Annotated in this window: 19 protein-coding genes; 10 read left to right on the top strand and 9 right to left on the bottom strand. The window is 48.8% G+C overall.

Features of this window, described 5'->3' with window-relative positions:
• Positions 1-181 precede the first annotated feature (181 nt).
• The 3 genes from parE to FO441_RS04870 all read left to right on the top strand — a co-directional run bounded on the left by parE (position 182) and on the right by FO441_RS04870 (position 6,107).
• The gene (parE, locus tag FO441_RS04880; RefSeq protein ID WP_145286582.1) at positions 182-2,164 is read left to right on the top strand and encodes a DNA topoisomerase IV subunit B; all 1,983 of its coding nucleotides are present in this window, start codon (positions 182-184) and stop codon (positions 2,162-2,164) included.
• Positions 2,157-4,577 (top strand): DNA topoisomerase IV subunit A, encoded by a 2,421-nt coding sequence (gene parC / locus FO441_RS04875; RefSeq protein ID WP_145286581.1) that lies wholly within the window; start codon positions 2,157-2,159, stop codon positions 4,575-4,577. Before parE ends, parC begins: the two co-directional genes overlap by 8 nt.
• A 66-nt stretch (positions 4,578-4,643) precedes the next feature.
• Positions 4,644-6,107, top strand: coding sequence for an alanine/glycine:cation symporter family protein (locus FO441_RS04870; RefSeq protein WP_145286578.1), 1,464 nt, complete (start codon positions 4,644-4,646; stop codon positions 6,105-6,107).
• Between the two features lie 41 nt (positions 6,108-6,148).
• Here FO441_RS04870 and FO441_RS04865 read toward each other — a convergent pair whose 3' ends face one another.
• A complete protein-coding gene (locus tag FO441_RS04865; protein ID WP_145286576.1) occupies positions 6,149-7,105 on the bottom strand; it encodes a DUF1002 domain-containing protein in 957 nt (318 codons plus the stop codon).
• 153 nt (positions 7,106-7,258) lie between these two features.
• On the opposite strand from FO441_RS04865, the gene FO441_RS04860 reads away from it, so the two are divergent.
• Positions 7,259-8,272, top strand: coding sequence for an LCP family protein (locus tag FO441_RS04860; RefSeq protein ID WP_145286573.1), 1,014 nt, complete (start codon positions 7,259-7,261; stop codon positions 8,270-8,272).
• Between the two features lie 31 nt (positions 8,273-8,303).
• On the opposite strand, the gene FO441_RS04855 is transcribed toward FO441_RS04860, so the two are convergent.
• Complete coding sequence (locus tag FO441_RS04855) at positions 8,304-9,308, bottom strand: cation diffusion facilitator family transporter (RefSeq protein WP_145286571.1); 1,005 nt, start codon at positions 9,306-9,308, stop codon at positions 8,304-8,306.
• 152 nt (positions 9,309-9,460) lie between these two features.
• Here FO441_RS04855 and FO441_RS04850 point away from each other — a divergent pair, with 152 nt between their 5' ends.
• On the top strand, positions 9,461-10,723 hold the full coding sequence (locus tag FO441_RS04850; RefSeq protein WP_145286568.1) for a Y-family DNA polymerase: 1,263 nt from the start codon (positions 9,461-9,463) through the stop codon (positions 10,721-10,723).
• 16 nt (positions 10,724-10,739) lie between these two features.
• On the opposite strand, the gene FO441_RS04845 is transcribed toward FO441_RS04850, so the two are convergent.
• Both FO441_RS04845 and FO441_RS04840 read right to left on the bottom strand, forming a co-directional pair.
• Complete coding sequence (locus tag FO441_RS04845) at positions 10,740-11,081, bottom strand: hypothetical protein (protein ID WP_145286565.1); 342 nt, start codon at positions 11,079-11,081, stop codon at positions 10,740-10,742.
• Entirely contained in the window at positions 11,078-11,716 is a 639-nt protein-coding gene (locus tag FO441_RS04840) for a sigma-70 family RNA polymerase sigma factor (protein ID WP_237604815.1), read from the bottom strand. The genes FO441_RS04845 and FO441_RS04840 overlap by 4 nt, the downstream gene beginning before the upstream one ends.
• A 212-nt stretch (positions 11,717-11,928) precedes the next feature.
• On the opposite strand from FO441_RS04840, the gene FO441_RS04835 reads away from it, so the two are divergent.
• Genes FO441_RS04835 through FO441_RS04825 form a run of 3 tightly spaced genes read left to right on the top strand, consistent with a single transcriptional unit; the run spans position 11,929 to position 15,741 of the window.
• Complete coding sequence (locus FO441_RS04835) at positions 11,929-13,188, top strand: aminoacyltransferase (protein WP_145286562.1); 1,260 nt, start codon at positions 11,929-11,931, stop codon at positions 13,186-13,188.
• A 7-nt stretch (positions 13,189-13,195) separates the two neighbouring features.
• Positions 13,196-14,470 carry an aminoacyltransferase gene (locus FO441_RS04830; protein ID WP_145286559.1) on the top strand — a complete coding sequence of 425 codons (1,275 nt, stop codon included), beginning with the start codon at positions 13,196-13,198 and terminating at the stop codon, positions 14,468-14,470.
• Between the two features lie 26 nt (positions 14,471-14,496).
• The gene (locus FO441_RS04825) at positions 14,497-15,741 is read left to right on the top strand and encodes a peptidoglycan bridge formation glycyltransferase FemA/FemB family protein (protein WP_145286556.1); all 1,245 of its coding nucleotides are present in this window, start codon (positions 14,497-14,499) and stop codon (positions 15,739-15,741) included.
• Between the two features lie 25 nt (positions 15,742-15,766).
• On the opposite strand, the gene FO441_RS04820 is transcribed toward FO441_RS04825, so the two are convergent.
• A complete protein-coding gene (locus FO441_RS04820) occupies positions 15,767-17,515 on the bottom strand; it encodes a solute:sodium symporter family transporter (RefSeq protein WP_145286553.1) in 1,749 nt (582 codons plus the stop codon).
• 268 nt (positions 17,516-17,783) lie between these two features.
• Here FO441_RS04820 and FO441_RS04815 point away from each other — a divergent pair, with 268 nt between their 5' ends.
• Complete coding sequence (locus FO441_RS04815; RefSeq protein WP_145286550.1) at positions 17,784-18,344, top strand: recombinase family protein; 561 nt, start codon at positions 17,784-17,786, stop codon at positions 18,342-18,344.
• A gap of 447 nt (positions 18,345-18,791) precedes the next feature.
• Here the strand turns inward: FO441_RS04815 and FO441_RS04810 are convergent, their stop codons facing one another.
• Positions 18,792-19,127 (bottom strand): hypothetical protein, encoded by a 336-nt coding sequence (locus tag FO441_RS04810; protein WP_186365463.1) that lies wholly within the window; start codon positions 19,125-19,127, stop codon positions 18,792-18,794.
• Positions 19,128-19,285: 158 nt separating this feature from the next.
• On the opposite strand from FO441_RS04810, the gene pepF reads away from it, so the two are divergent.
• Positions 19,286-21,091: an oligoendopeptidase F gene (gene pepF, locus FO441_RS04805; RefSeq protein WP_145286547.1), complete on the top strand. Its 1,806-nt coding sequence runs from the start codon at positions 19,286-19,288 to the stop codon at positions 21,089-21,091.
• 57 nt (positions 21,092-21,148) lie between these two features.
• On the opposite strand, the gene FO441_RS04800 is transcribed toward pepF, so the two are convergent.
• The 3 genes from FO441_RS04800 to FO441_RS04790 all read right to left on the bottom strand — a co-directional run bounded on the left by FO441_RS04800 (position 21,149) and on the right by FO441_RS04790 (position 23,903).
• Positions 21,149-22,180, bottom strand: a complete 1,032-nt coding sequence (locus tag FO441_RS04800) for a threonine aldolase family protein (protein ID WP_145286545.1) — start codon at positions 22,178-22,180, stop codon at positions 21,149-21,151.
• A 113-nt stretch (positions 22,181-22,293) separates the two neighbouring features.
• On the bottom strand, positions 22,294-23,163 hold the full coding sequence (locus FO441_RS04795; RefSeq protein WP_145286542.1) for a CvfB family protein: 870 nt from the start codon (positions 23,161-23,163) through the stop codon (positions 22,294-22,296).
• 11 nt (positions 23,164-23,174) lie between these two features.
• On the bottom strand, positions 23,175-23,903 hold the full coding sequence (locus tag FO441_RS04790) for an NAD-dependent protein deacylase (protein ID WP_145286539.1): 729 nt from the start codon (positions 23,901-23,903) through the stop codon (positions 23,175-23,177).
• Between the last annotated feature and the right edge of the window lie 35 nt (positions 23,904-23,938).

Raw genomic sequence — 23,938 nt, 5'->3', positions numbered from 1 at the left:
AGGTACTAACAGTTTACCATAAAATTTTGATGAGGCATAACAAAACATAGTTTACAATAATATTATTATGTAAACTAATTTCAGTATTTGAAACGATTATGGTTGCAATCATGGAGGTTTTGTATAAAAATAGAACATGAGATAAAAATAACGAACGTATGTTTGTAGGAGGATATCAGATTTGGCAGGACAGAATACTTATAATGATGATTCGATTCAAATACTGGAAGGTCTGGATGCCGTAAGGAAAAGACCGGGAATGTATATCGGCTCGACCGACCATAGGGGGCTTCACCATCTGGTGTATGAAATCACCGACAACTCGGTGGATGAGGTCATCAATGGCCATGGGGACGAGATCAGCATTACAATCAACCCGGATGAAAGCATCACTGTCCGGGATAATGGACGCGGCATGCCGACAGGCATGCATACTTCAGGGAAACCAACACCTGAAGTCATCTTCACTGTGCTTCATGCGGGCGGCAAGTTCGGCGCCGGCGGCTACAAGACATCGGGCGGGCTGCACGGTGTCGGTGCCTCGGTGGTGAATGCCCTGAGCGAATGGGTGAAAATCAGGATCTTCCGGGATGGGAAGATCCATGAAATGTCATTCAAGGACGGCGGCAAGCTGGACCGGCCTCTCGAAGTGACAGGCAAGACAAGGGAGACAGGGACGGAAGTGACTTTCAGACCGGATGGGGAAATCTTCAAGTCCGGCACAGTATTCAATTTTGAGACAATCATGGAGCGCATGCGCGAATCGGCCTTTCTTCAGAAGGGGCTGAAGATCTCCATCACCGACAGACGCCCGGAAGCGCCGCTTGAGGAAACTTTCAAGTACGATGATGGACTGAAGGCTTTCATCAATTTTCTGAATGAAGGCAAGGATGCCATCGGTGATGTCGTCATGTTTTCGGGTGAATACAATGATATTGTGGCTGAAGTGAGCTTCCAGTATAACGACCAGTACACGGAAACGCTGATTTCGTTCGTCAATAACGTACGGACGAAAGATGGCGGCACACATGAGATCGGCTTCAAGACCGGCTTTACGCGTGTCTTCAATGAGTATGCACGCAAGATCAATGAACTGAAGGACAAAGATAAGAATCTTGAAGGCAATGACATCCGCGAAGGGTTGACGGCGGTCATTTCAGTGAAGATTCCTGAGAACCTGCTCCAGTTCGAGGGGCAGACGAAGAGCAAACTCGGTACCAGTGAAGCCCGTAATGTCATGGAGTCGCTGATGAGTGAGCATCTGCCATACTTCCTCGAGGAGAATGGGCCACTCAGCACCCAGCTCGTCAAGAAGGCACTCAAGGCAAGGAATGTCAGGGAGACCGCAAGAAAAGCGCGTGAAGAGGCAAGGAACGGCAAGAAACGCCGCAAGGATACGCTGCTGTCCGGCAAACTGACACCTGCCCAGAGCCGCAACTCCAAAAAGAATGAACTGTATCTTGTCGAGGGTGACTCGGCAGGGGGCTCCGCCAAGCAGGGCCGGGACAGAAGATTCCAGGCCATCCTGCCGCTGCGCGGCAAGGTCATCAATACGGAGAAGGCAAGATTCGAAGATATATTCAAGAATGAAGAAATCAATACCATCATTCATACGATCGGTGCCGGTGTCGGTACCGAATTCAATGTGGAGGATTCGAACTACGACAAGATCGTCATCATGACCGATGCGGATACGGACGGCGCCCACATCCAGGTGCTTCTGCTGACGTTCTTCTTCAATTATATGCGTCCGCTCTTTGATGCAGGAAAGATCTATATTGCAATGCCGCCGCTCTTCCAGCTGAAGACGCGCGGCAAGAAGAAAGCCGACGTCAGATATGTGTGGACCGAAGACGAACTGGTCCAGGCACAGAAGGAAATGGGGAAAAATATCGACCTGCAGCGCTACAAGGGGTTAGGTGAAATGATGCCGGACCAGCTGTGGGAAACGACCATGGATCCCGAAACACGTACGCTCATCCAGGTACAGGTGGAAGATGAAGCACTGTCGCTGAAGCGTGTGACGACGCTGATGGGCGATAATGTCCAGATGCGCAGAAAGTGGATCGAATCCAATGTCAGTTTCACGCTCGAGGATGCAGACAGCATACTGGGCAAGGACGACGTCACGAAATTTGCAGAAAGTGGTGAAATGAATGACTGAACAAGTCCAGCGGATGCAGCTTGAAGATGTCATCGGCGACCGTTTCGGCCGCTACAGCAAGTATGTCATCCAGGATCGTGCCATCCCTGACGTCAGAGATGGTCTGAAACCGGTACAGCGGCGCATTCTGTACGCCATGTACAAGGAAGGCAACACGTATGAGAAAGGGTTCCGGAAAAGCGCCAAGACAGTCGGCAACGTCATCGGCAACTATCATCCGCACGGGGATTCCAGTGTTTATGAAGCGATGATCCGGCTGTCGCAGGAATGGAAGATGCGCGAAGGGCTGATCGATATCCACGGCAACAAGGGCAGTGTCGACGGCGACCCGCCTGCTGCCATGCGATATACAGAAGCAAGGCTGTCCGAAATATCGAATGAGATGCTCAGGGACATCAATAAGAATACGGTCCAGTTCATCAACAACTTCGATGATACGGAAATGGAGCCGACTGTACTTCCGTCCAAATTTCCGAATCTGCTGGTGAACGGTTCGACCGGAATATCCGCCGGTTATGCGACGGATATTCCGCCGCACAATCTTGGTGAGGTCATCGATGCCACACTGAAGATGATCGACAAGCCGAATACAAGCGTCGAGGAATTGATGGAAGTCGTCAAAGGTCCTGATTTTCCGACCGGTGGCACCATCCAGGGTGTGGACCAGATCAGGAAAGCCTATGAGACGGGACGCGGCAAGATCATCGTACGCAGCAAGGTGCGCACCGAGGATACAAGAGGCAGCAAGACGCTCATCATCATCGAGGAGCTGCCCTTTGAAGTGAACAAGGCCAACCTCGTCAAAAAGATGGATGAAATTCGTGCGGACCGCAATGTCGACGGCATACTCGAAGTCCGGGATGAGACGGACCGTGAAGGACTGCGCATCGTTGTTGAAGTGAAGAAGGAAGCGAATGTCGAAGGCATCATCAACTACTTCTACAAGAAGACCGATCTGCAGGTGTCATATTCCTTCAACATGGTGGCGATCAGCGACCGGGCGCCGAAGCAGCTCGGACTGAAAGAGATACTGACGAGCTACATCGCCCACCAGAAGTCGGTCATCCTCAACCGCTCACGGCATGAACTTTCGGAAGCCGAACGCCGGATGCATATCATCGAAGGTCTGATGAAGGCACTGTCCATCCTGGATGAGGTCATCCGGGTCATCAGGGAGTCGGACAACAAGCGCAATGCCAAGGAGAATCTGGTGGAGGCCTTCAGCTTCACAGAAGCCCAGGCCGAAGCCATCGTCATGCTCCAGCTGTACCGTCTGACGAATACGGACATCGTGGAACTTGAGACGGAGCACAATGAACTGGACTATACCATCAACCAGCTGCGTGACATCCTCTCTAATGAGAAGCAGCTGGCGAAGGTGATCAAAAAGGAACTCAGGGATATCAGGAAGAAGTATGCAACGCCACGTAAAAGCACCGTGGAGGACGAGATAGAGACCATCGAACTCGAAAAGGAAGTCCTCATCGCAAAAGAGGAAGTGGTCGTTTCGCTGACGCGTGAAGGCTATGTGAAGCGGACGAGCCAGAGAAGCTATAATGCGAGCACACCGGAGGAGATCGGAATGAAGGAAGACGATCAGGTGCTGCTTGTCCGTCAGGCCCATACGCTTGAGCATATGCTTGTGTTCACGAGCCACGGCAACTACATGATCATTCCGGTGCATGAACTGCCGGATATCCGCTGGAAGGATAACGGCCAGCATCTTTCGAACCGCTTCAGACTCGGAGCGAAGGAAGTGCCTGTTGCGGCCTTCGTCGTTGAAGGATACGGGGATGATGTCTCCGTTGTGACGACGACCAGACAGGGGCAGATCAAAAAGACCGGGCTGAAAGCCTATGAAGCAACCCGCATCAGACGTCCGATCTCGGGCATCAACCTCAAGAAGGACGATGTTGTCATCAGTGTCGAGCTTGCCGATGCGGCAGCGGATGTACTGCTGGTTACGGAAAAAGGGATTTCCCTCAGGTACCCGCTGTCCGATGTCAATGCGACGGGACTGAAGGCCCAGGGCGTGAGAGCAATACAGCTCAAGGCGGATGACAGCCTGGCATTTTCCGGTCTCATCACAAATGAGAAGTTTCTTGTGACCGTCACCCAGCGGGGGGCAGTGAAACGCACAGCCATCGATACGTTTGAAGCGGGCGGCCGGGCACAGGTCGGGAATACGCTGCTCAAGGAAATCAAATCGAAGCCGCACCGCATCATCGGCGCACGCCTCATCGAAAACAATATAGACATGACACTCTTCTCGGCTGGATCAAGCTTTGATATCGATGCCAGATCCATCCGTGTCAGCGGCAAATATGCCAATGGTTCCTTTGTTGTCGATGAGAATGAATTCGGTGAAGTGGAAAGTGTCGTTTTTGAAAATCCGGCACTCGGAAACCAGTAAAATCAATTTCTTTCTTCATAGCACTTTCGTCAATGATATAATGGAAATTATCTCAGGAGGTGCAATATGGATTTTGAAGGGATAATACCCGAATGGTTTAAAACTTTTGTCGAAGTCGGCAACTCGCTTCTATGGGGAGACTTCCTCATAGGACTGCTGATCGTCGCAGGTCTTTATTTTTCAATCAGTTCCAAGTTCGTCCAGTTCAGATGGTTCAAGGAAATGTTCCATGTGCTGACGGAAAAGGGAGAAGCACTGCCGGATGGCCGGAAGGGGATTTCCCCGTTCCAGGCATTTACTATCAGTGCAGCTTCCCGTGTCGGGACTGGAAATATCGCAGGGGTAGCCACTGCGATTGTACTCGGTGGCCCGGGTGCCATCTTCTGGATGTGGATTGTTGCATTCTTTGGTGCAGCCACTGCGTTTTTCGAATCCACACTCGCGCAGGTCTATAAGGTGAAGGATGCTGAAGGCGGGTTCCGCGGGGGGCCGGCCTACTACATGGAGAAGGGACTCAACCAGAAATGGCTGGGGTTGCTTTTCGCCGTTCTGATCACCATCACTTTTGGCTTTGTGTTCAATGGATTGCAGGCAAATACGATTGCGCATGCCTATGAACAGGCCTTCAATGTGGACCGGTGGATCATCGGCCTCATCGTTGCCGCCCTTGCCGGACTGGTCATCTTTGGTGGTGCGAAATGGATTGCGAACGTTACCGGATATATTGTGCCGGTGATGGCCATCATCTATCTGGGTGTGGTCTTCGTCATTCTGATCATCAATTACGACCAGATCATACCGATGCTTGGAAGAATCTTTACAAATGCTTTCGGCATTCGTGAAGTATTCGGTGGTGCTGTCGGTGCTGCGATACTCAACGGCTTCCAGCGGGGACTTTTCTCCAATGAAGCGGGTATGGGTTCTGCACCGAACGCAGCAGCATCCTCAGCAGTCAGCCACCCGGTCAAACAGGGTCTCATACAATCGCTTGGTGTCTTCTTCGATACGATGATCGTATGTACTGCGACAGCAATCCTTATCCTCATGTATACCGATTTGAGTTTTGGTGCAGATGCTGTGCAGGGAATCGAAGTCACACAGATGGCAATGACCGAGCAGATCGGTTCATTCGGTGCCACATTCATTGCGATTGTCATCCTGCTGTTTGCCTACAGTTCCATTCTTGGCAACTATTTCTATGGGCAGAGCAATCTATACTACATCAAGGAGAACCGTGTGCTACTGTTCGTATTCAAAATACTCGTGGTCGTCATGATCTTCGTCGGTTCCGTCATGGATCTCGATACGGCATGGGCGACAGCTGATCTGTTCATGGCGCTGATGGCCGTGACCAACCTGGTCGCCGTATTCGGTCTGAGCAACGTCGTCTGGCAAGTCGCAGCCGACTACAAGAAGCAGCTCAAACGTGGCGAAAATCCGGTATTCCAGACGAACAACATCAGAGCAGACCTCACTTCTGTCGATGAATGGGGCGAAAACAGATACGCCTACAGGGATAATGAAAGATGATTGCATAAATGAAAGGGCAGACCATGAGGTCTGCCCTTTTTCTAGTTGAATAGTGATCTGAAGAATGAGACGACGCGGTCGAAGAAGTTCGATACGGCTGTCCTGAATGATTCCCAGGCGCTCGATTCCTGGATTTCCTGTCCCAGCGATTCCGCCTGGTCGACTGCATTTTTGAATGAATCGCTCGAAGTGATCTGATCGATCAGATTCTGGGCGCTATCTTTCAGTGCCTGCGCTTCTTCGCTCTGGAAGAGTCCGGAATTCTGTATCTGTTCGATGAGAGCGACGATCCTGTCGATCTGCGCCTGTGTCAGAATGCCGTCCAGACCATTGGCCGCCATCTGTTCATCGACGATATTCCGTATCTCCGATTCCGCCAGGTTCCCGCCCTGATTGATGACCTCGATTTTGATGTCGGTGATCATCTTGTTGAGCTGTTCCTGGGAGAATCCTGCAACACTGCTGTTCTCTTCTGTAATCTCCGTGATGGTGCCGAGCTCCTCCTGGGCATTCTGTGTACGCTCGGTATCTATGGCTTCGCCCTGGGCCTCATAGGCCTTGTAGATGCCTGCAAGGGCACTCTCGCCGGTGACGTCCTGCGCAGCACCAATCACGACCTGTGCGTCCGTAATGCCTGAAGTGAGCAGTGCGTTCTTGTATGTCTCATCAGTGATCTGGGTGATCTGCCCCATGCTTTCATCCACGGTGATATCGAGTCCATATCCCTGGTCCTGCTGGATGATGCGTATGCTCGACTTCAGTACATCATCGCTGTAGTTCATGCCGATATATTCCTGCACGTCTTCGCTGTAGACATAGGCGACCTTATCACTTTCTGCAGCGCCCAGTATTTCACGTGTGGATTCCTGGAGCTGTGGATCATTTTCGAGCGCCGCACCATATACGGTGACCGCTTCATTCCACTCTGTAGCGGCTTCGGCCCGGCCCGGTGCAAGCAGCAGCAGTGCCATCGCGAGCGGTAGTAGTTTTCTGATCATATCAATCCCTCTTTTCTTATGGATATTCTACTATATGGAGCCTGTCCATAACAATTTTTTATATGCTTGTCCGGATGAAGACAATATAATTTCTTTATTATTCGGCGGAAAACAGTTAGAATGATTGGGTATATAGATGACAGGAGCATGATTATGGAAAATGAATACAGACGTTCCGGAAGACCGGAGCATAATAATATAAAAAAGAAGAAGCGTATGAGGAAGCGGACGCTCATTCCGCTCATACTGCTGGCGGTGCTCATCGCTCTGGTCCTCTACGTGTTCTTATCATACCAGTCGGGATTGAAGATTGCCGAGGAGAATGGTGTGGAGCAGGAGACGTTCGAATTCAACGGGGATGACAATAATGATGGCAAGAAGAATATTCTGCTGCTTGGTGCAGACCGTGAGGTGGATGGCACCCAGCGGACGGACGTCATCATGCTTGCCCAGTACGACTTCATGAACAAGGAGATGAAACTGGTATCTCTCATGCGCGATATTTATGTGGATATCCCCGGCTACCAGAGCTATAAGATCAATTCGGTCTATTCGCTTGGCGGGGTGGAGCTGCTCAGGCAGACCATTGAGCAGAACTTCGGCATTGAAGTGGAGGAGTATGCAGTGGTGGACTACCAGGCATTCGAATCGGTCGTTGATGTCATCAATAGAAATGGTATCACCATAGATGTCGAGAAGGACATGTCTGCAAAGATCGATACGGAGCTGAAGCAGGGAGAGCAGCAGCTTGGTGGTCAGGACCTTCTGGCCTATGCCCGCTTCCGTCATGACGCAGAAGGCGACTTCGGCCGTGTCAGACGCCAGCAGCAGGTGATCAATGCACTGAAGGATGAGGCTCTCAGTGTTGGCAACATTTTCAAACTGCCCAAAATTGCAGGAACGGCCATGGGACACGTCAATACCAGCATGAGCAATGGGGAGATGTACAGGATGATGGCGTCATTCCTCGTAAGAAGTGACAAGAACATCGAGACCCTCACGCTGCCGGTGGAGAATACCTACCAGTTCGTTGATATTCCGCACGCTGGAAATGTCATCGATCTTGACTTCGAGACCAACAGCCAGTATCTCCATGATTTCCTCGAAGGAAATGTAGAGGACGCAGAGGCGCTTGAACCGAGTGCAGAAGACCCGGCTGGCGAATAAAAAAAGGATGGCGTAATCGCCATCCTTTTTATTATGCATCCTGTCCTGGTTTCTGATCCATTTCATTCTGCGTTTCCGGCCATGTCCTTTTGCCGTCATTCAATTCGAATTCCATGTTCACATCCGTGACGTGCTTCTGTTCCATGATGATTTTTTCTATTTCGTTGCGGATGTCATTTACTTCCCTTGAAGTGAGGTCCGGATCGATTTCTGCGACCACTTCGACGTGGAGGTTGTCCCCTTCCTTCAGAACAAACAGTTTTCTGATATCCTCTATCGCGTCGTGGCGGAGCACAATCTGTGAAATGCGCTCCTCCATGTGCGGGTCGTGTTCACCGAGTACACCGGCTGCATTTTCCATGAATACCCTGTATACGATATAGAACATCATCAGACCGATGATGACGGATGCAATCCCTTCACTCGGTGCAAACCCTGTGAAACGGGCGATCAGTATGGCAATGATTGCGAGGAGGGCGCCGGCTGTTGCGACGGTGTCCTCCATGAATACGAGCTTTGTCGCCGGCTTGGCCCGGCTCAGGTGCACGAAGCTTGAAGTCAGCGGCTTCAGTCCTCCATATGGCTGTCCCGCCTGCTCGAGAACCTCCTTGCCTGCCTTGTACAGTACAAAACTTTCAAGAATTGCGGCAATTGCAAGGACACCGATATTGATCAGCAGCATCGTGGTATCCGTTTCGGTCGGAAGCGGCTCTACAATATGATGTATGCCTTCGCGTATGGTTTCATATGATAATATCGCAACGACAATGATGGCGAACAGACAGACAAGATTTACAAGTCGCCCGAAGCCGAATGGGAATCTTTCTGTCGGTGCTTTCTTCGACAGGCTTGAACCGATGTATACAAAAAGCTGGTTGATGGCATCCCCGAGGGAGTGCATCATTTCTGCAAACATTGCAACATTGGCAGTAAAGATGAATGCGACTCCTTTAAGGCCTGCAATGATGAAGTTGACAATGGATGCAATGAGCGATGATTTGCTGCCCTGCTTGAGCAGATTGAAAATATCTTTCAATATGGTTTCCTCCTTTTGAAATTGTATAATATACCATACCCCGTCTTTCCCTGATTATCTGCGATTAATCATCATTTATGTTTCGGGGTTGTATTTTTGTGATATGATGATTATACGGGATTACGAACATATGTTCCGTATGGAGGGATTCCATGTATAATTATCATATCTGTCCACACCGGCATGTCTTCTGTGTCGACCAGAAAAGCTTTTTTGCCAGTGTCTCCTGCATATTGAAGGGGCTCGATCCCATGACGACCAAGCTGGCAGTTGTCGCAGATACGAAAAACCTCGGCTCTGTAGTCCTTGCGGCGACGCCCGAACTTAAGAAGATCGGCATCAGAACGGGGTCCAGACTGTTTGAAATACCAAGTCGAAACGACATCTACATCATCAACCCGTCCATGAAGACATACCTCGACTATTCTGCGAGAATTACCGAGATTGCGCTGAAATATGTGGCGCCCGAGGATTTCCACCAGTATTCGGTGGATGAGTTCTTCATGGATGTGACCGAAAGTTATCATATCTATGAAGAGACGCCGTATGCACTTGCTGAAAGAATCCGGGCTGAAGTCTACCGGGAGACCCGGATCGACTGTGCCATCGGCATCGGTGAAAATATTCTGCTCAGCAAGCTGTCCCTCGACATCGAGGCGAAGAAGACGGTGGGTGGCATTGCGGAATGGCGGTATGAAGATGTCCCTGAGAAGCTGTGGAAAATCAAACCGCTGAGGAATTTCTGGGGCATAAACAGGAGAAGTGAGATCAAACTGAATGAACGGGGCATATTCTCGATCGGGGATCTGGCAAAGTATTCTCCGGTGCATCTGAAGCGGGACTTCGGCATCATCGGTGTCGACTGGCATCTTCATGCCAATGGCATCGACTTCAGCACCATCCGGGAGAAGCATGTGGTGCATTCCCCGTCGATTGTAAAGAGCCAGATACTGATGCGGGACTATCGATTCGACGAGACCTATGTCGTCCTGCTCGAGCATGTGGATGAAGTCACCCACCGGCTCAGAATATCAGGCAGAATGGCAAGGACTGTACAGTTTGCCGTAGGGACGGCGGAAGGGAAGATCTACCGCAAGCAGTTCACCATCCGTGAGGGTACGAACGACAGCAATGCCATCATGAAGCGGGTATGGGAATTGCTCAGTGGAATAGCGGATCCATATGCCATGTACCGGACGCTCAGCATTTCACTGACGAATTTCATCCCTGATCACGTCCGGCAGATTTCACTTTTTGAGGATGTGGAGGCTGCAGAACGCAGGGACCGGCTGATGAAGACTGTGGACCGCCTCAAAGTGAAGTATGGCCAGCTCTCTGTCATGCGTGCGCTCAGCTGTACGGAACCGTCGACACTCAAACTGCGGGAAGGGCTGATCGCCGGACATAAAAGATAGGACAGCCGAGGCTGTCCTATAGGGCAAGTGCATACATGAAGAGGAGTCCGTTCAGGATGCCGATGACGAGGGAGAGCATGGTACCGACAAGGACATACTCGCTCTCCTTATGACCTTCATCATCACTGGCGCTCGGGAACCTCAATATGGATTTCGCTGCAATGATCAGCCCCATTGCCGTATACTGTTCGAACAGCACGAATATGATGATCAGAAAGCGTTCGCTGTACCCGATGGTCAATCCGATGAAGTCGGTACGCGTATGCCGCATGCCTGAAAGAAAGCCGAGCAGTGCTCTCAGTATATAGCCGCTTGATGCGTAAAGCAGGATGGAGAGGATGATCAGCAGCATCTTCATGATGTCATCCGCCTTTCAAAAGAGTTTCTGAATGCTTCCCGGATCGGTCCATCATCCACGTGATAGTATTCGGACAGGAATGAGAGGATGGATGCGAGCTGTCGGCCGCGCGACTTGCTGTAGTGTGCCGAAATGGTGGATTCATATTTGCCGAGCTGTGCCGAAATATCCTTCTGCAGCATGCCGCCGAGTTTCAGACAGGCGACCTGGCGCTGGATGTCCGTCATATGGTTCAGTATATCCGTCGCATACATGAGGCCGATATCGACTTCCTGGCTCATCCCGGGAGAGGCGAAGTCCTGGATATATGACTTCTTCACCTGATCGAGAGCATTCCGTGTATCTTTGATTGCTTCATGGCTCCATTGCTCCGGATCGCCCTCTGGTATTTTCATGTCGGCAGAATGGAAGCTGCACTTGAGGGGGAAGTCGCCCGACTCCCACAGCAGCTTCGCATAGATGGCGATGAATTGGGTATAGTTTTCACGGGACGACAGGATGAAGAGCTCATCTCCCATGCGGTAGTCGACATGTGAAAAAGCGTCCCCGGCAAGCCATGTGCCGATCTCCTTTTCTAGCCATTTCAGATTTTCAAAAATATCTTCAGTTGCCTTGGAACTTCCGGATACATCCATAATCAGTATGGAAACGATGGCAGACCACCTCCTGAATGGTATAATACATAGGACTATGTCTATATTATATAACAATTCGTGTATATAGGCGAATTTTATAAAATTCGTTTATAAAAACGAATTTGCCGTATATCTTTTGAAAATCATGGAGATGGTTCGGTAAATCTGATAATATAATCAAAGTATGAAAATTAGTTGACAGGAGTGCCATTATGCAATTTACAGAGTTGACCATAGAGGAATTCGATCAGTTCACCAGAGACCACTTCAGTCATTTCACCCAGACGAAAGAGAACTACCTGCTGAAGGTGGCCCAAGGTGTCGAGACGTATCTCGTCGGTGTGAAGGATGACGGATCGGTCAGGGCGGCATGTCTCGTGACACTGACTCCGATGATGAAAGTGTTCAAGTATGCCTACGGCAATCGTGGGCCGGTGATGGATTATTCGGACAAGCAGGTGTTTGATGTATTTTTCCATGGCCTGCACCAGTTTCTGAAACCGAAGAAAGTCATGCATGTCAGAATCGATCCCTATGAAGTCATCAAGGAGAGAAATCATGATGGTGAAGTGATAAAGGACAGAGGCAACCGCTATATCTTCGACTACTTCAAAGATCAGGGCTTCCGGCACGATGGCTTTACTACAGGATTTGATCCGGTCATACAGATCCGCTGGCATTCGGTACTCGATCTGAAAGGCAAGGACCCGAAAACGATACTGGATGATATGGACAGCCTGAGGAAGCGGAATATAAAGAAAGCACAGAAGCACGGTCTTCACGTACGCTATCTGGAGCTTGATGAAATCGACATATTCAGGAAGTTCATGCGGGATACTTCGGAGAAGAAGGCGTTCGTCGACCGGGATGACGCCTATTACATCAGCAGGAAGCAGCACTTTGGCGATAATGTCATCATTCCGCTCGTATATGTCAATCTGGATGAATATACAGCGTCCATCGCGAAAGACCGTGATGCACTGCTCCAAAACATGGAGAAGGCAAACAAGGATCTGGAAAAGGACCCCGAGAACCAGAAGGCCGCCAAAAAAATCGCCAATCTCGGCGATCAGCTGAAGAATATTGAAGACAAGCTTGCCGAAGGAGAGGCACTGCGGGAGACGCATGGCGAGGAACTGCCGATTGCGAGCGCCTACTATTTCATCACACCGCACGAGGTCGTATACCTTGCCGGTGGCAGTGACAATGAATTCAGGCATTTTGCAGGCAGCTATCTGATCCAGTGGCATATGATCAACTATGCACTCGAACAGGGCATCGATCTGTACAACTTCTATGGCATCAGCGGAGATTTCACCGAAGAAGCGGAGGACTACGGTGTCATCCAGTTCAAACGTGGGTTCAATGCGAAAGTATTCGAATATGCCGGTGATTTCACCAGGCCGGTTAATGTTCCGGCATATAGAGCCTATCAGGCGCTGACGAAACTAAGGGATAGAATAGGGAGGTAGCAGACAGATGAAATTTGCTGAGCTGACCGAAAGAGAGTATAGGGACTATATCGAAAAGGGGGAGGAATCCGCCTTCTTCCAGATGATGGAAAATAAAAGAAACCGTGAGATGGATAAGGACAAGGTGCGCCTCCTTGGTGTCAAGGATGAGGATAATACGGTCATCGCCGCCTGTCTCTTCACACTGAAAAAGACCGTGATGGGCAAGTATTTCTACTATTCCAACCGTGGGCCGGTTCTTGATTACCACAATCATGAGCACGTCCGATTCTTTTTGCAGGGACTGACACAATACTTGAAAAAGAACAATGGCCTGTATGTCAAACTCGACCCGAACTGGATCTACAGAAAGTATGACAAGGACGTCAACGAGAAGGCGGACTACCCGGAGCAGCATGCACTGGTCACAATCATGGAAGAGGAAGGATACGTCCACCAGGGCTTTACACGCGGCTACTCCAGAACTTCGCAGGCCCGCTGGATGAGTGTACTGGATCTTTCGGGATATGATGAAAGCACCTTGTTGAAGTCCTTCGATTCCCAGAGGAAGCGGAATATCAAGAAAGCCCAGAAATATGGTGTCGAAATCCGGTTCCTTGAGCTCGATGAAATCAACATCTTCCTTGAACTGTATCTGGATACGAGCGAGCGGCAGGATTTCTTCACGCCGCCGGATCCAGAGAAATACTATTCCAACCTTAAAAAGGCCTATGGCGACAAGATACTCATTCCGCTTGCCTATATAGAACTGGACAAGTACATCAGCAACCTGTCGGATCAGATTGAAGATTCCGAGACGAAGAGAAACCAGATGATGGAGAAAGACAACAAGAACGAAAAGACACTCAACAAGATTGGTGAACTCGACAAGCAGATCAGCAAGATGAGTGAGGACCGGATGCAGGCGAGCGAACTGCGCAAAAACGAAGGCAATATACTGAACCTTGCTTCCGGCATCTATTTTGAAACACCTTATGAAATGGTCTACCATTCCGGTGCAAGCTCCACCCAGTTCTCCCAGTTTGTCGGCCCTTATATGATGCACTTTGAAATGATGAAGTACTGCATGGACAAAGGCATCAGCCGGTACAATTTCTACGGTGTAAGCGGAGATTTCTCGGAGAACGGCGAGGATTATGGTGTCTACCGCTTCAAGCGCGGCTTCAATGCCGAAATCGAGGAACTTGTCGGTGACTTCGTAAAAGTCATCAGCAAAATGCCGTACAATGTCTATAAGGTGAAACGGAAACTTGAACAGAGAAAAGCTGCAAGATCCAATTGACCAGTAGAGGAAAGGTTGTCCCAAATATGAGAACATCACCAATCCAGGCCGAGACTTTCAAAGCGTTCTTGGCCGATTACGACAGCTACTGCCATTATATGCACGACCCGCTGTACTATGACTATATATCAGGCATCCAGGAAACCCATCTGCTTGGACTGTATGAAGACGATGCACTGATCGGGGTCTCCATGCTCAGTGGCCGTTCTGTCCTGAAACGCTACAGAATATTCACTTCACATGCCGGTCCGCTCATCAGGCCGTTTACAAATGACAGACTGCAGTTCTTCCTTCGTGAAATAGATGCATATGCAAAAAAGCATGGGGGAATAAAGATGATCCATTCTCCGTACCACATCTATCAGATGCGCAATAGCGATGGGGAGGCGATCGACAGTGTCCTCAACAACCATGGAATCATGGAAGTCTACAGCAGGCTCGGCTATAGCCACAATGGGTTTACAAAGCAGCTTGTGACCAGTGAAATGCTCAGATACCAGGCAGTGCTCGATATCAGCCGGGATGAAGCAGAGCTTATGAAAAGCATGGATCAGAAAACCCGTTATAACACACGGGCGAGTGAGCAGATGGGTGTACGTGTCAGGTATCTGGAAGAGGATGAATATGACAAGTTCATCGAAATATACAAGGATACGGAAGAGCGCATCGGTTTTGATCCGGTGAGCAGCCAGAAGATCAAAAATCTGCTCAGGACACTGAAGGACCGGACATACCTGACTCTGAGCTATATCGATCTCGAGGAATACCTGGCGAAGCTCAGCGAGGAGCTTGAAGCGCTGGTTTCCGATCAGAAGGACATGCAGAGCAAGTTCGACAAGGGGGAAGGCACGAAGCGTATGAAGGGCCGGCTCAACGAACTTCACGACCTGGTCGGCAATAAGGAGAAGCGTCTGGAGAAAATCCGTGGTGTGCAGGCTGAATACGGCAGTGTAATCGAACTTTCTGCCGGCATGTACTACTACAACAATCATGAGATGGTCTACCTTTTCAGCGGAAGCTATCCGGAGCACTCCATGTTCATGGGGACCAACTTCACAACATGGCATATGATCAAAGAGGCGAAAAAACTCGGTCTCGGACGATTCAATTTCTTCGGTCTGACAGGGGACTTTACAGAAGCCTCAAAGGATTATGGTGTCTATAAATTCAAAAAGGGCTATGATCCCCTGATCGAGGAACTGCCAGGAACATTTGAAAAGGTATATAACAGGCCGGTACACAAGCTGGCCCAGAAACTGAATAAAGTCTAGAAATGAAAAAAGCTATAGCATATCGCTATAGCTTTTTTTCATTGTAGGTATTGTGCAGCAGTGTGCCGTACTTGTCATTCCATCTCTTAAATGAAATGAAGTAGAAGATGGCTGTGACAGCAGCAAGTATGCCGACTACCGGCCAGAACCATCCTGAAACGATGCCATCCGGATAGGCCAGTCCGACATTTGAAAACAGAATGAAGCAGAATACCATGGCGCCGATGAGCAGCACAGTCATGGGCAGCGCAAATTTCCAAGGTACCATGTCCACTTTGGGATTGTAGGTGAAGTCATGCGGCCTCGCCAGTGGTTTGACGATTCCCGCCATCACCATGATTGCTACAGCGAGCACAAACAGCATGCCCTGGATATGGATGAAGCTGATGTCGAAGGTGATGCCGAAGAATGTCGGCAGTCCCCATATCAGCATGTAATACAGGAAGACGTGGACGATGATGGCAATCTTCGGACCGATCGGTGGTACTCTTTTCGAGAATATACCGACAAGTATGATTGCAATGACTGGTATGTTGAAGAATCCGGTAAATTCCCTGATTATGTTCCATAGACCATCCGGTGCACGGAGCAGTAGTGGGGCGATGAAGAATGAAACCAGCGCCAGGAGTGTACCAAACCATTTGCTGATTGCAATCATTTCCCTATCCGATGCATTCTTTTTGAACTTCACTTTGTAGATGTCATAGGCAAACATGGTCGCTGCACTATTGAGCAGCGAGTTGAAACTTGAAAGTACCGCGCCCAGAAGCACTGCCAGGAAGAATCCACTCAATATAGGCGGCAGCAGCTGATTGATCAGTGCCGGATAGGCCAGATCTATATTCTGAAGATCCGGTCCGTAGAGATGAAAGGCGATGATACCAGGAACCATCATCATGAAGGGGACAAGTATTTTCAGGAATCCCGTGAACAGCGTGCCTTTCTGACCTTCAGCAAGGCTTTTGGCACCAAGTGTCCGCTGGATGACATACTGGTTGGTTCCCCAATAGAATAGATTGGCAAAAATCATACCAGTGAAGATGGTGCCGAATGGCACGGCGTCATCGCGTGAGCCGATCGAATTCAGCTTCTCAGGATTTTCGGTAGCAATCGTCTTCATGCCTTCTAGAATGTTGCCACTGCCGAGGGTGTAGAAACCGATGATCGGAACGATCAGCCCGATGATGAGCAGCCCGATCCCGTTCAGTGTATCCGATATGGCAACCGCTCTCAGTCCTCCGAAAATAGCATAGCAGGCACCGATGATGCCGACAATCCAGATGACGATCCACATGGACTGCTCCAGTGACAGACCCAGCAGTTCAGGTACATTGAACAGCTGCAGTACAGCGATGGCACCCGAGTAGAGTACAGAAGGGATGGTTACGAATGTATACCCCATCATGAACAGGAGGGTGACCATCATCCGGGTCCCTTCATCGAACCGGCTGTTTACGAACCCCGGCAGGGTGGTGAAGGCACCACCTATGTATCTCGGGAGCAGGATCAGCGCGAGAATGATGACGGATATGCCGGCAGTTACTTCCCAAGCCATATTGGACATGTTTGCGCTGTAGGCCTGGCCATTCAGTCCGACCAGCTGTTCTGCAGATAGATTCGTCAGAACGAGGGAACCGGCGATGAAGCCGCCTGTAAGACCACGTCCGGCGAGAAAGTAGCCATCGCTGTCGCCGATGGTGTTTCTCGTTTTACGATAGGAGTACCAGGCCACAAAAGCCATAAATAGGATGCAGGTAATAATAGTGAAAGTCATTTTATCAGCTCCAGAACAAATATGAGATTATCATCTATATAATATATGTACTAATTATCAGATATTAAACATAAATTGTAAAAGGTTATCATGAGAAAGAGCATGATTTTAACTGTCTATTTAACGAGGGTTTTATTTACATTAACAATAAAAGAACAAAAACATTAAAAATGTTAATAAATATTGTTTATTTACTTGTCTTTTATTCACTGTAAACTTATACTGTTAGTACACCGTTTAAAATACATTATAAGGGAAAGATGTAAAAATGAGTAAAATAGGCTATGCAAGAGTAAGCACCAAAGGTCAGAACCTCGAAAGTCAGATGGATATGCTTGAAGAAGCAGGATGCATTAAAATTTTCTCGGAAAAAGTAAGCGGCAGAAAGCCTGAACGCACAGAGCTTGAGAAATGTATGGACTACATGCGGGAAGGGGATACGATGGTGATCACCAAGCTGGATAGGCTGGGACGCACGACAAAACAGCTCATAGAGCTGTCGACAGCACTGGAAAAGCGCGGGATAGACCTTGAAATCATCAATATGAACGTCACGACGAAAGATCCGATGGGTAAAATGTTCTTTACGATGATGTCGGCATTCGCAGAACTTGAAGCAAGCTTGCTCAGTGAACGTACGAAAAAAGGACTTGAATCAGCGCGTGCACGTGGCAGAAATGGCGGCAGACCTGGAATAGCAGACGACAAGAAAGCAATGATACAGTCGTTGTACGATACACAGAAATACACAGGAAAACAGATTGCAGACATGGTTGGCGTATCCAGAGCAACAGTATATAAAGTTGTAAATGAATCAAAAGAAGAATGAAAACATGACGTAAACATACTATACAAAAACATATGAACAGAAAAGCCTGGTTGCGGAGCATGATCCAAGCCGGGTTTTTTAACGTCCAAATATATGGTAATTTTACAACGCCTTGTTTTCATCATTATAAAGTTTACATAATATATATTATAGGAAGTTATATGTATATAGAAATGGAGCACCCTTTTTTACCACTTGTCTATAAACTACTGTTTATTATTCTATTGGCCATAAGTTCCTGCAACCCTCAAGCTGCTTCTTCGCTCATCGCACCTTATGCTGCGATATCCAATATGTCCCATGATTTGAGCTGTCATGCGGCTGATTGCAATATTTCTGCTGTTCACCATCAACTTGTCTATATTTAATATACATATTCATATGTGTGATCCTGGTTCATATATATCCATTAAAAAACAGCTGCCCTCAGGCAGCTGCCGTCATGTGCTATCTTTTACTGTCATGTGCTGTGTCCGGATCATTGAGTTCCGACTTCGTCGCGTGTTCCGACGTGATCTCCTTCTTCCTTCTTCGTCCTCTGACATACAGCCATGTCAGTACGCTCACGATGAGCGACAGTATTCCAAGGAATACAGCATAGCCCATCAGTGGCTGCCAGTCTGCGCTTTCGATGAAGTTCGGTATGATGAATGCTGCCAGAGCCATGATTATGAAAACGATGATCGGTACAATGATATATTTCCTTAGAGCAAGGCCTGCAATTGCGCTTATGACAATGACGGCAAGTATGCTGAAAATGTAGAAACTCGGACTCTGTATCATCCTTTCACCTCCAAAATGGTTATATGTATCTTATTCTCGGTTTCGAGACCTTTGAAACTTCCTTCAATTTTCTTGCCGTAATGATTTTAATTTTTTGAATTTTCATGTATAATGGTGTCATTACTTCGGTTTCCGAAATTAAAGGAGTGTTAATGATAATGGAACAACTCAAGTCCAGAAATGAAGTTGAAGAAAAGTACACTTGGGATCTGACAGATCTTTTCGCTTCCGACGAAGCGTTTGAAACAGCTGTACAGGATGTGCGTCCTGAAATACAGGCGTTCAGCGATAAATTTTCAGGCAGCCTGTCAGATGCAAAGACTGCTGTGGAAGCACTTGAAAACTATAAGCGCCTTATGGAATCACTCGTCCCGATCGGTACATACGCCAATCTGAGAATGGCTTCCGACCAGGGAGATGCTTCTGCGCAGAAACTGAGCGGTCTTGCGAGCAACATCAGTACATATTTCGGCAGTGAAACGAGCTTTCTGACAAGTGAGCTGCTGCAGAAGGATGAATCCTTCCTTGAAGAAATCAAGAGTCAGGCGTCCGAGTTCGATAATTTTGTGGATGAGCTGCTGAAAAACAAGCCGTATCAGCTCGATGCCAATGTGGAAAAAGCGCTTGCCTCCTACTCCACTGTCTTCGAAGGACCATACAGCCTCTATCAGAGAACGAAACTGCTTGATATCGATTTTGGCACATTCAAGGTGGATGGACAGGAAATTCCCCTATCCTACCTCGCTTTCGAAGGCGAGCTCGAAAGTCATGAGAATACGGAAGTCAGACGCAGTGCATTCCGCGCCTTCAGCGATAAGCTTGCCCAATATCAGCATACGACAGCGGCAACATACGATCTCCAGCTCAAACAGGAGAAGACGACATCAGACCTCCGTGGATTTGATTCCGTATTCGGCTACCTCCTCCATCGCCAGGATGTGGACCGGACGCTCTACAATCGTCAGATTGATATGATCATGAGCGATCTTGCGCCGCATATGAGACGCTATGCCAAACTGCTGAAGCGTGTGCATGGCCTTGATGAAATGAAGTATGAAGATCTTAAGATTTCACTCGATCCATCATCGGAGCCCGAAATCAGCATCGAGGAATCCAGAAAGTACATCAATGACGCACTCGCCATCATGGGAGACGACTACGTCAACATGGTCAACCGTGCCTACGATGAGCGCTGGATCGACTTCGTCAAAAATAAAGGGAAATCCACTGGCGCATTCTGCTCGAGTCCATATGGATCCCATCCGTTCATTCTGATCTCATGGACGTCACTCATGACGGAAGTGTTCGTACTGGCACATGAGCTCGGACATGCCGGACACTTCTACAACGCCAACCGTTCCCAGAACGTATTCGACGCAAGGAGTTCCATGTACTTCGTCGAGGCACCAAGTACAATGAACGAGATGCTCATGGCAAACCACCTGCTCGAGAATTCGGACGATCCGAAGTTCAAGCGCTGGGTCATCAGCTCCATCATTTCCAGAACGTACTACCACAACTGTGTGACGCATCTGCTTGAGGCGGCATACCAGCGTGAAGTGTACAAGAAGGTGGATCAGAACGAGAGCGTCTCCGCCCCTGTACTGAACCAGCTGAAGCGTGAAGTGATCGAGCAGTTCTGGGGAGACGACGTGTCGATTACAGAAGGTGCCGAGCTGACATGGATGAGACAGCCGCACTACTACATGGGCCTCTACCCTTACACGTACTCAGCAGGACTCACCATCGCGACAGCGATGAGCAAAAGAGTGCTGAACGAAGGACAGACGGCAGTCGACGACTGGCTCAAAGTTCTGAATGCAGGCGGTACGGAAGATCCTGTTGAACTCGCGCGCATGGGTGGTGTCGACATCACGACGGAGCAGCCGCTGCGTGATACAATCGACTACATCGGTGAGCTGGTCGATCAACTAGAGAAACTGACAGAAGAAATAGAAGGATAGAAAAAACCAGTCATTGGCAGCGCCGATGACTGGTTTTTTGCATTACATGATAATTCTTTATAGTTTTTTGATGTCTGCAATCAGTGCATCGACATCTTCCATGGTAGTCGACCAGCTCGTACAGAGCCGGATGGCTTTCCGTGTTCCATCAATTTCTTCCCAGATATGGAATGCATACTTTGATTTCAGAGCGTCAATCTGTGCACTGGTCAGTATGGGAAAGATCTGATTCGTTGATGCGGGCGCGTACATTTCGATATGCTTCTTTTCGAAAGCTTCCGTCAGACGGTGGGCCATCTCTATGGCGTGCTTTGATATTTCAAAGTACAGTCCATCTTCAAAAAGTACTTCGAATTGAATCCCGAGCAGTCTGCCTTTGGCAAGCATACCGCCTTTCTGTTTCATGATATAGCGGAAATCCGGCTTGATATCATCATTGGTGATGACGATGGCTTCACCGAACAGTGCGCCGACTTTTGTGCCGCCGATATAGAATACATCACATAGGCCGGCCAGATCGCGGATGCTTGTATCATTATCCCGGGATGCAAGTGCATATCCCAGTCTGGCACCATCAACCATCAGATACAGATTGTTTTCAGTACACGCTGCCCTGAGCTGTTCGAGTTCCTGCCTCGAGTATAAAGTCCCGGATTCGGTCGGCTGTGAAATATAGACCATCTTCGGCTGCGGCATATGTTCATGCGTCGGGTCGTTCCAGTGGCCCTCTACAAAATGTCTGACCTGTTCGGCATTTATTTTGCCATGCTCGTTTGCAATTTCCAGAACCTTATGCCCCGTCGATTCGATGGCACCTGTTTCATGACCTGAAATATGGCCACTGTCAGGCGCAATGACCCCCTGATGAGGTCTGAGCATGGATGCAATGATGGTCATATTGGCCTGTGTGCCACCGACCATGAAGTGGACATCGACGTCACTGTCGCAAAGCTCGCGGATATACGCCTTGGCAGTGTCCGTGTGATGATCCGTACCATAGCCCGGCAGCTGTTCATTATTGGTTTCCGACAGACGCTTCAGAATCGATTTATGTGCGCCTTCTATGTAGTCACTGTCAAATCTGATCATCTAAACCCTCTTTTCCTGATTCTTTTCATATTCATTCCAAGGATACCCCAATTGATGATGCCTGCTCAATATAAATGACCCTCCAGCAATAATTGGAGGGTCATTAGCAATATCTATTGGTTTTTCGCTACTGTCTCCTTGCTCGTCTGTTCGACTTTGCCTTCTTTCATCAGGCGGCCGAGCGCACGTTTGAACGAAGCTTTCGACATATTGAATGCTTCTCTGATATCTTCAGGAGAGCTTTTATCGGTCAGCGGCATGCTGCCGCCATTTTTCGTAATGTAGTCCATCAGCTTTTCACTGTCGGCATCCATCTTTTTGTATGCCTGCTGGATGAAGGAACCATTGATTTCGCCTTTTTCATTGATGCCGATGACTCTGAATTTCTTCAGCTCACCAAGTCGCGGCTCTGCTTCGCGCTCACTCTCATGTACAAAAACCTTGTGTCCGTCACCGGTCAGCATGAATGTGCCTACTCTGAGCAGACGGTACGGACGGCCTTCGAGCCATTTATTCTTCATTTCTTTGAATTTCTCCTGATCGATCGGTGTGAAGCGTTCTGCCGCCTCATTTTCACTGATGAGCCTGCCGTAGAGCTGGTTATCATGCTCTGCCCTCAAAGTGAGATACAGCTCGTCGCCCTCTTTCGGCCAGACGTCTTTGACTTTCGGAAGATCGATCCAGGGTATGAGAATATCTCTCGGTGCGCCGACATTGACGTATGCGCCGTCCCTGTTCACTTCCGTGACAGTGGCATAGCCGTACTGGCCTACGGATGCTGTCGGTACGATGGGTGCTGCAAAGAGTTCCCCGGTTCTGTTCGGGTAGATGAATGCACTGACCTCATCGCCGATGTCAAATTCGTTTTCGGATGCAGAAGCGTTCATTCTGATATACTGTGCATCTTCTGTCTTCAGATGATATGTCGATCCTTCCTTCTTGATGACTTCCAAAAATTGTACTGTTCCTGATATGGGTTCCATATAATTTCTCCTTAGCTATTGTAGATGTGCGCAATGACGTCCGTCATATCCTGATTGATGGTGAGGTCTGCTGCACGATCGAATGGTGTTTCATCCTTATTGATGATGACGAAATGATTGCCGTTGAAATAGTTGATGAGGAATGCCGCCGGATTTACGACAAGTGATGTGCCCATAACGATAAGTGTGTCGGCACGTTCAAGCTTGTCCATGGCCGAGCGGATTACCGATTCGTCCAGCATTTCTTCATATAGTACGATGTCCGGTCTTACCACACCCCCGCAATCGCATTGCGTCATATCCTGTTCGATGATCGTCTGCTTGGCAAACTGCCTGTGGCAGACGGTGCAATGGAAGTGGTTGATCGTTCCGTGAAGCTCATCCACATTGCGGCTGCCTGCTTCTGTGTGCAGACCATCTATATTCTGGGTGATGACGCCGAGTGAGCGGCCATTCTTTTCTTCAGCTGCAATGAAGTCATGCACGATGTTCGGTGCTTTATCGAGATACATCAGCCGTTTCCGGTAGAACCGGACGAAGCTTTCGGGTTCATTTACAAGATGCGACCGGCTCAGCAGATATTCGGGCGAATGGCCCTGCCTGCTGATCTCGTCAAACAACCCTCCCATGCTTCTGAAGTCGGGAATCCCACTTGCGACAGACACTCCTGCACCAGTGAAAAATACACTGCGTCGGCTGCTCCTGATGATGTCCGAAAATCGGCTTGATTCATGTTCCATCGGTCACTGACCTCCTAGAATTATATTTCAATGGT

The organism is Salinicoccus cyprini (genome assembly GCF_007713705.1).
Taxonomy (GTDB): Bacteria; Bacillota; Bacilli; order Staphylococcales; family Salinicoccaceae; genus Salinicoccus; species Salinicoccus cyprini.
The sequence above is the reverse complement of the archived record's forward strand: the minus strand, read 5'-3'. Positions and strand labels throughout refer to the sequence as shown.

Excerpts from the sequence above, each read along its gene's own strand:
- FO441_RS04825 (WP_145286556.1), top strand. The coding sequence starts at position 14,497 with ATGAGAACATCACCAATCCAGGCCGAGACTTTCAAAGCGTTCTTGGCC.
- FO441_RS04870 (WP_145286578.1), top strand. The coding sequence starts at position 4,644 with ATGGATTTTGAAGGGATAATACCCGAATGGTTTAAAACTTTTGTCGAA.
- FO441_RS04830 (WP_145286559.1), top strand. The coding sequence starts at position 13,196 with ATGAAATTTGCTGAGCTGACCGAAAGAGAGTATAGGGACTATATCGAA.
- FO441_RS04865 (WP_145286576.1), bottom strand. The coding sequence starts at position 7,105 with ATGATCAGAAAACTACTACCGCTCGCGATGGCACTGCTGCTGCTTGCA.
- FO441_RS04815 (WP_145286550.1), top strand. The coding sequence starts at position 17,784 with ATGAGTAAAATAGGCTATGCAAGAGTAAGCACCAAAGGTCAGAACCTC.
- FO441_RS04840 (WP_237604815.1), bottom strand. The coding sequence starts at position 11,716 with ATGGATGTATCCGGAAGTTCCAAGGCAACTGAAGATATTTTTGAAAAT.
- FO441_RS04790 (WP_145286539.1), bottom strand. The coding sequence starts at position 23,903 with ATGGAACATGAATCAAGCCGATTTTCGGACATCATCAGGAGCAGCCGA.
- FO441_RS04810 (WP_186365463.1), bottom strand. The coding sequence starts at position 19,127 with ATGATACAGAGTCCGAGTTTCTACATTTTCAGCATACTTGCCGTCATT.
- parC (WP_145286581.1), top strand. The coding sequence starts at position 2,157 with ATGACTGAACAAGTCCAGCGGATGCAGCTTGAAGATGTCATCGGCGAC.
- FO441_RS04795 (WP_145286542.1), bottom strand. The coding sequence starts at position 23,163 with ATGGAACCCATATCAGGAACAGTACAATTTTTGGAAGTCATCAAGAAG.
- FO441_RS04835 (WP_145286562.1), top strand. The coding sequence starts at position 11,929 with ATGCAATTTACAGAGTTGACCATAGAGGAATTCGATCAGTTCACCAGA.
- FO441_RS04845 (WP_145286565.1), bottom strand. The coding sequence starts at position 11,081 with ATGAAGATGCTGCTGATCATCCTCTCCATCCTGCTTTACGCATCAAGC.
- FO441_RS04850 (WP_145286568.1), top strand. The coding sequence starts at position 9,461 with ATGTATAATTATCATATCTGTCCACACCGGCATGTCTTCTGTGTCGAC.
- FO441_RS04860 (WP_145286573.1), top strand. The coding sequence starts at position 7,259 with ATGGAAAATGAATACAGACGTTCCGGAAGACCGGAGCATAATAATATA.
- pepF (WP_145286547.1), top strand. The coding sequence starts at position 19,286 with ATGGAACAACTCAAGTCCAGAAATGAAGTTGAAGAAAAGTACACTTGG.
- FO441_RS04800 (WP_145286545.1), bottom strand. The coding sequence starts at position 22,180 with ATGATCAGATTTGACAGTGACTACATAGAAGGCGCACATAAATCGATT.
- FO441_RS04820 (WP_145286553.1), bottom strand. The coding sequence starts at position 17,515 with ATGACTTTCACTATTATTACCTGCATCCTATTTATGGCTTTTGTGGCC.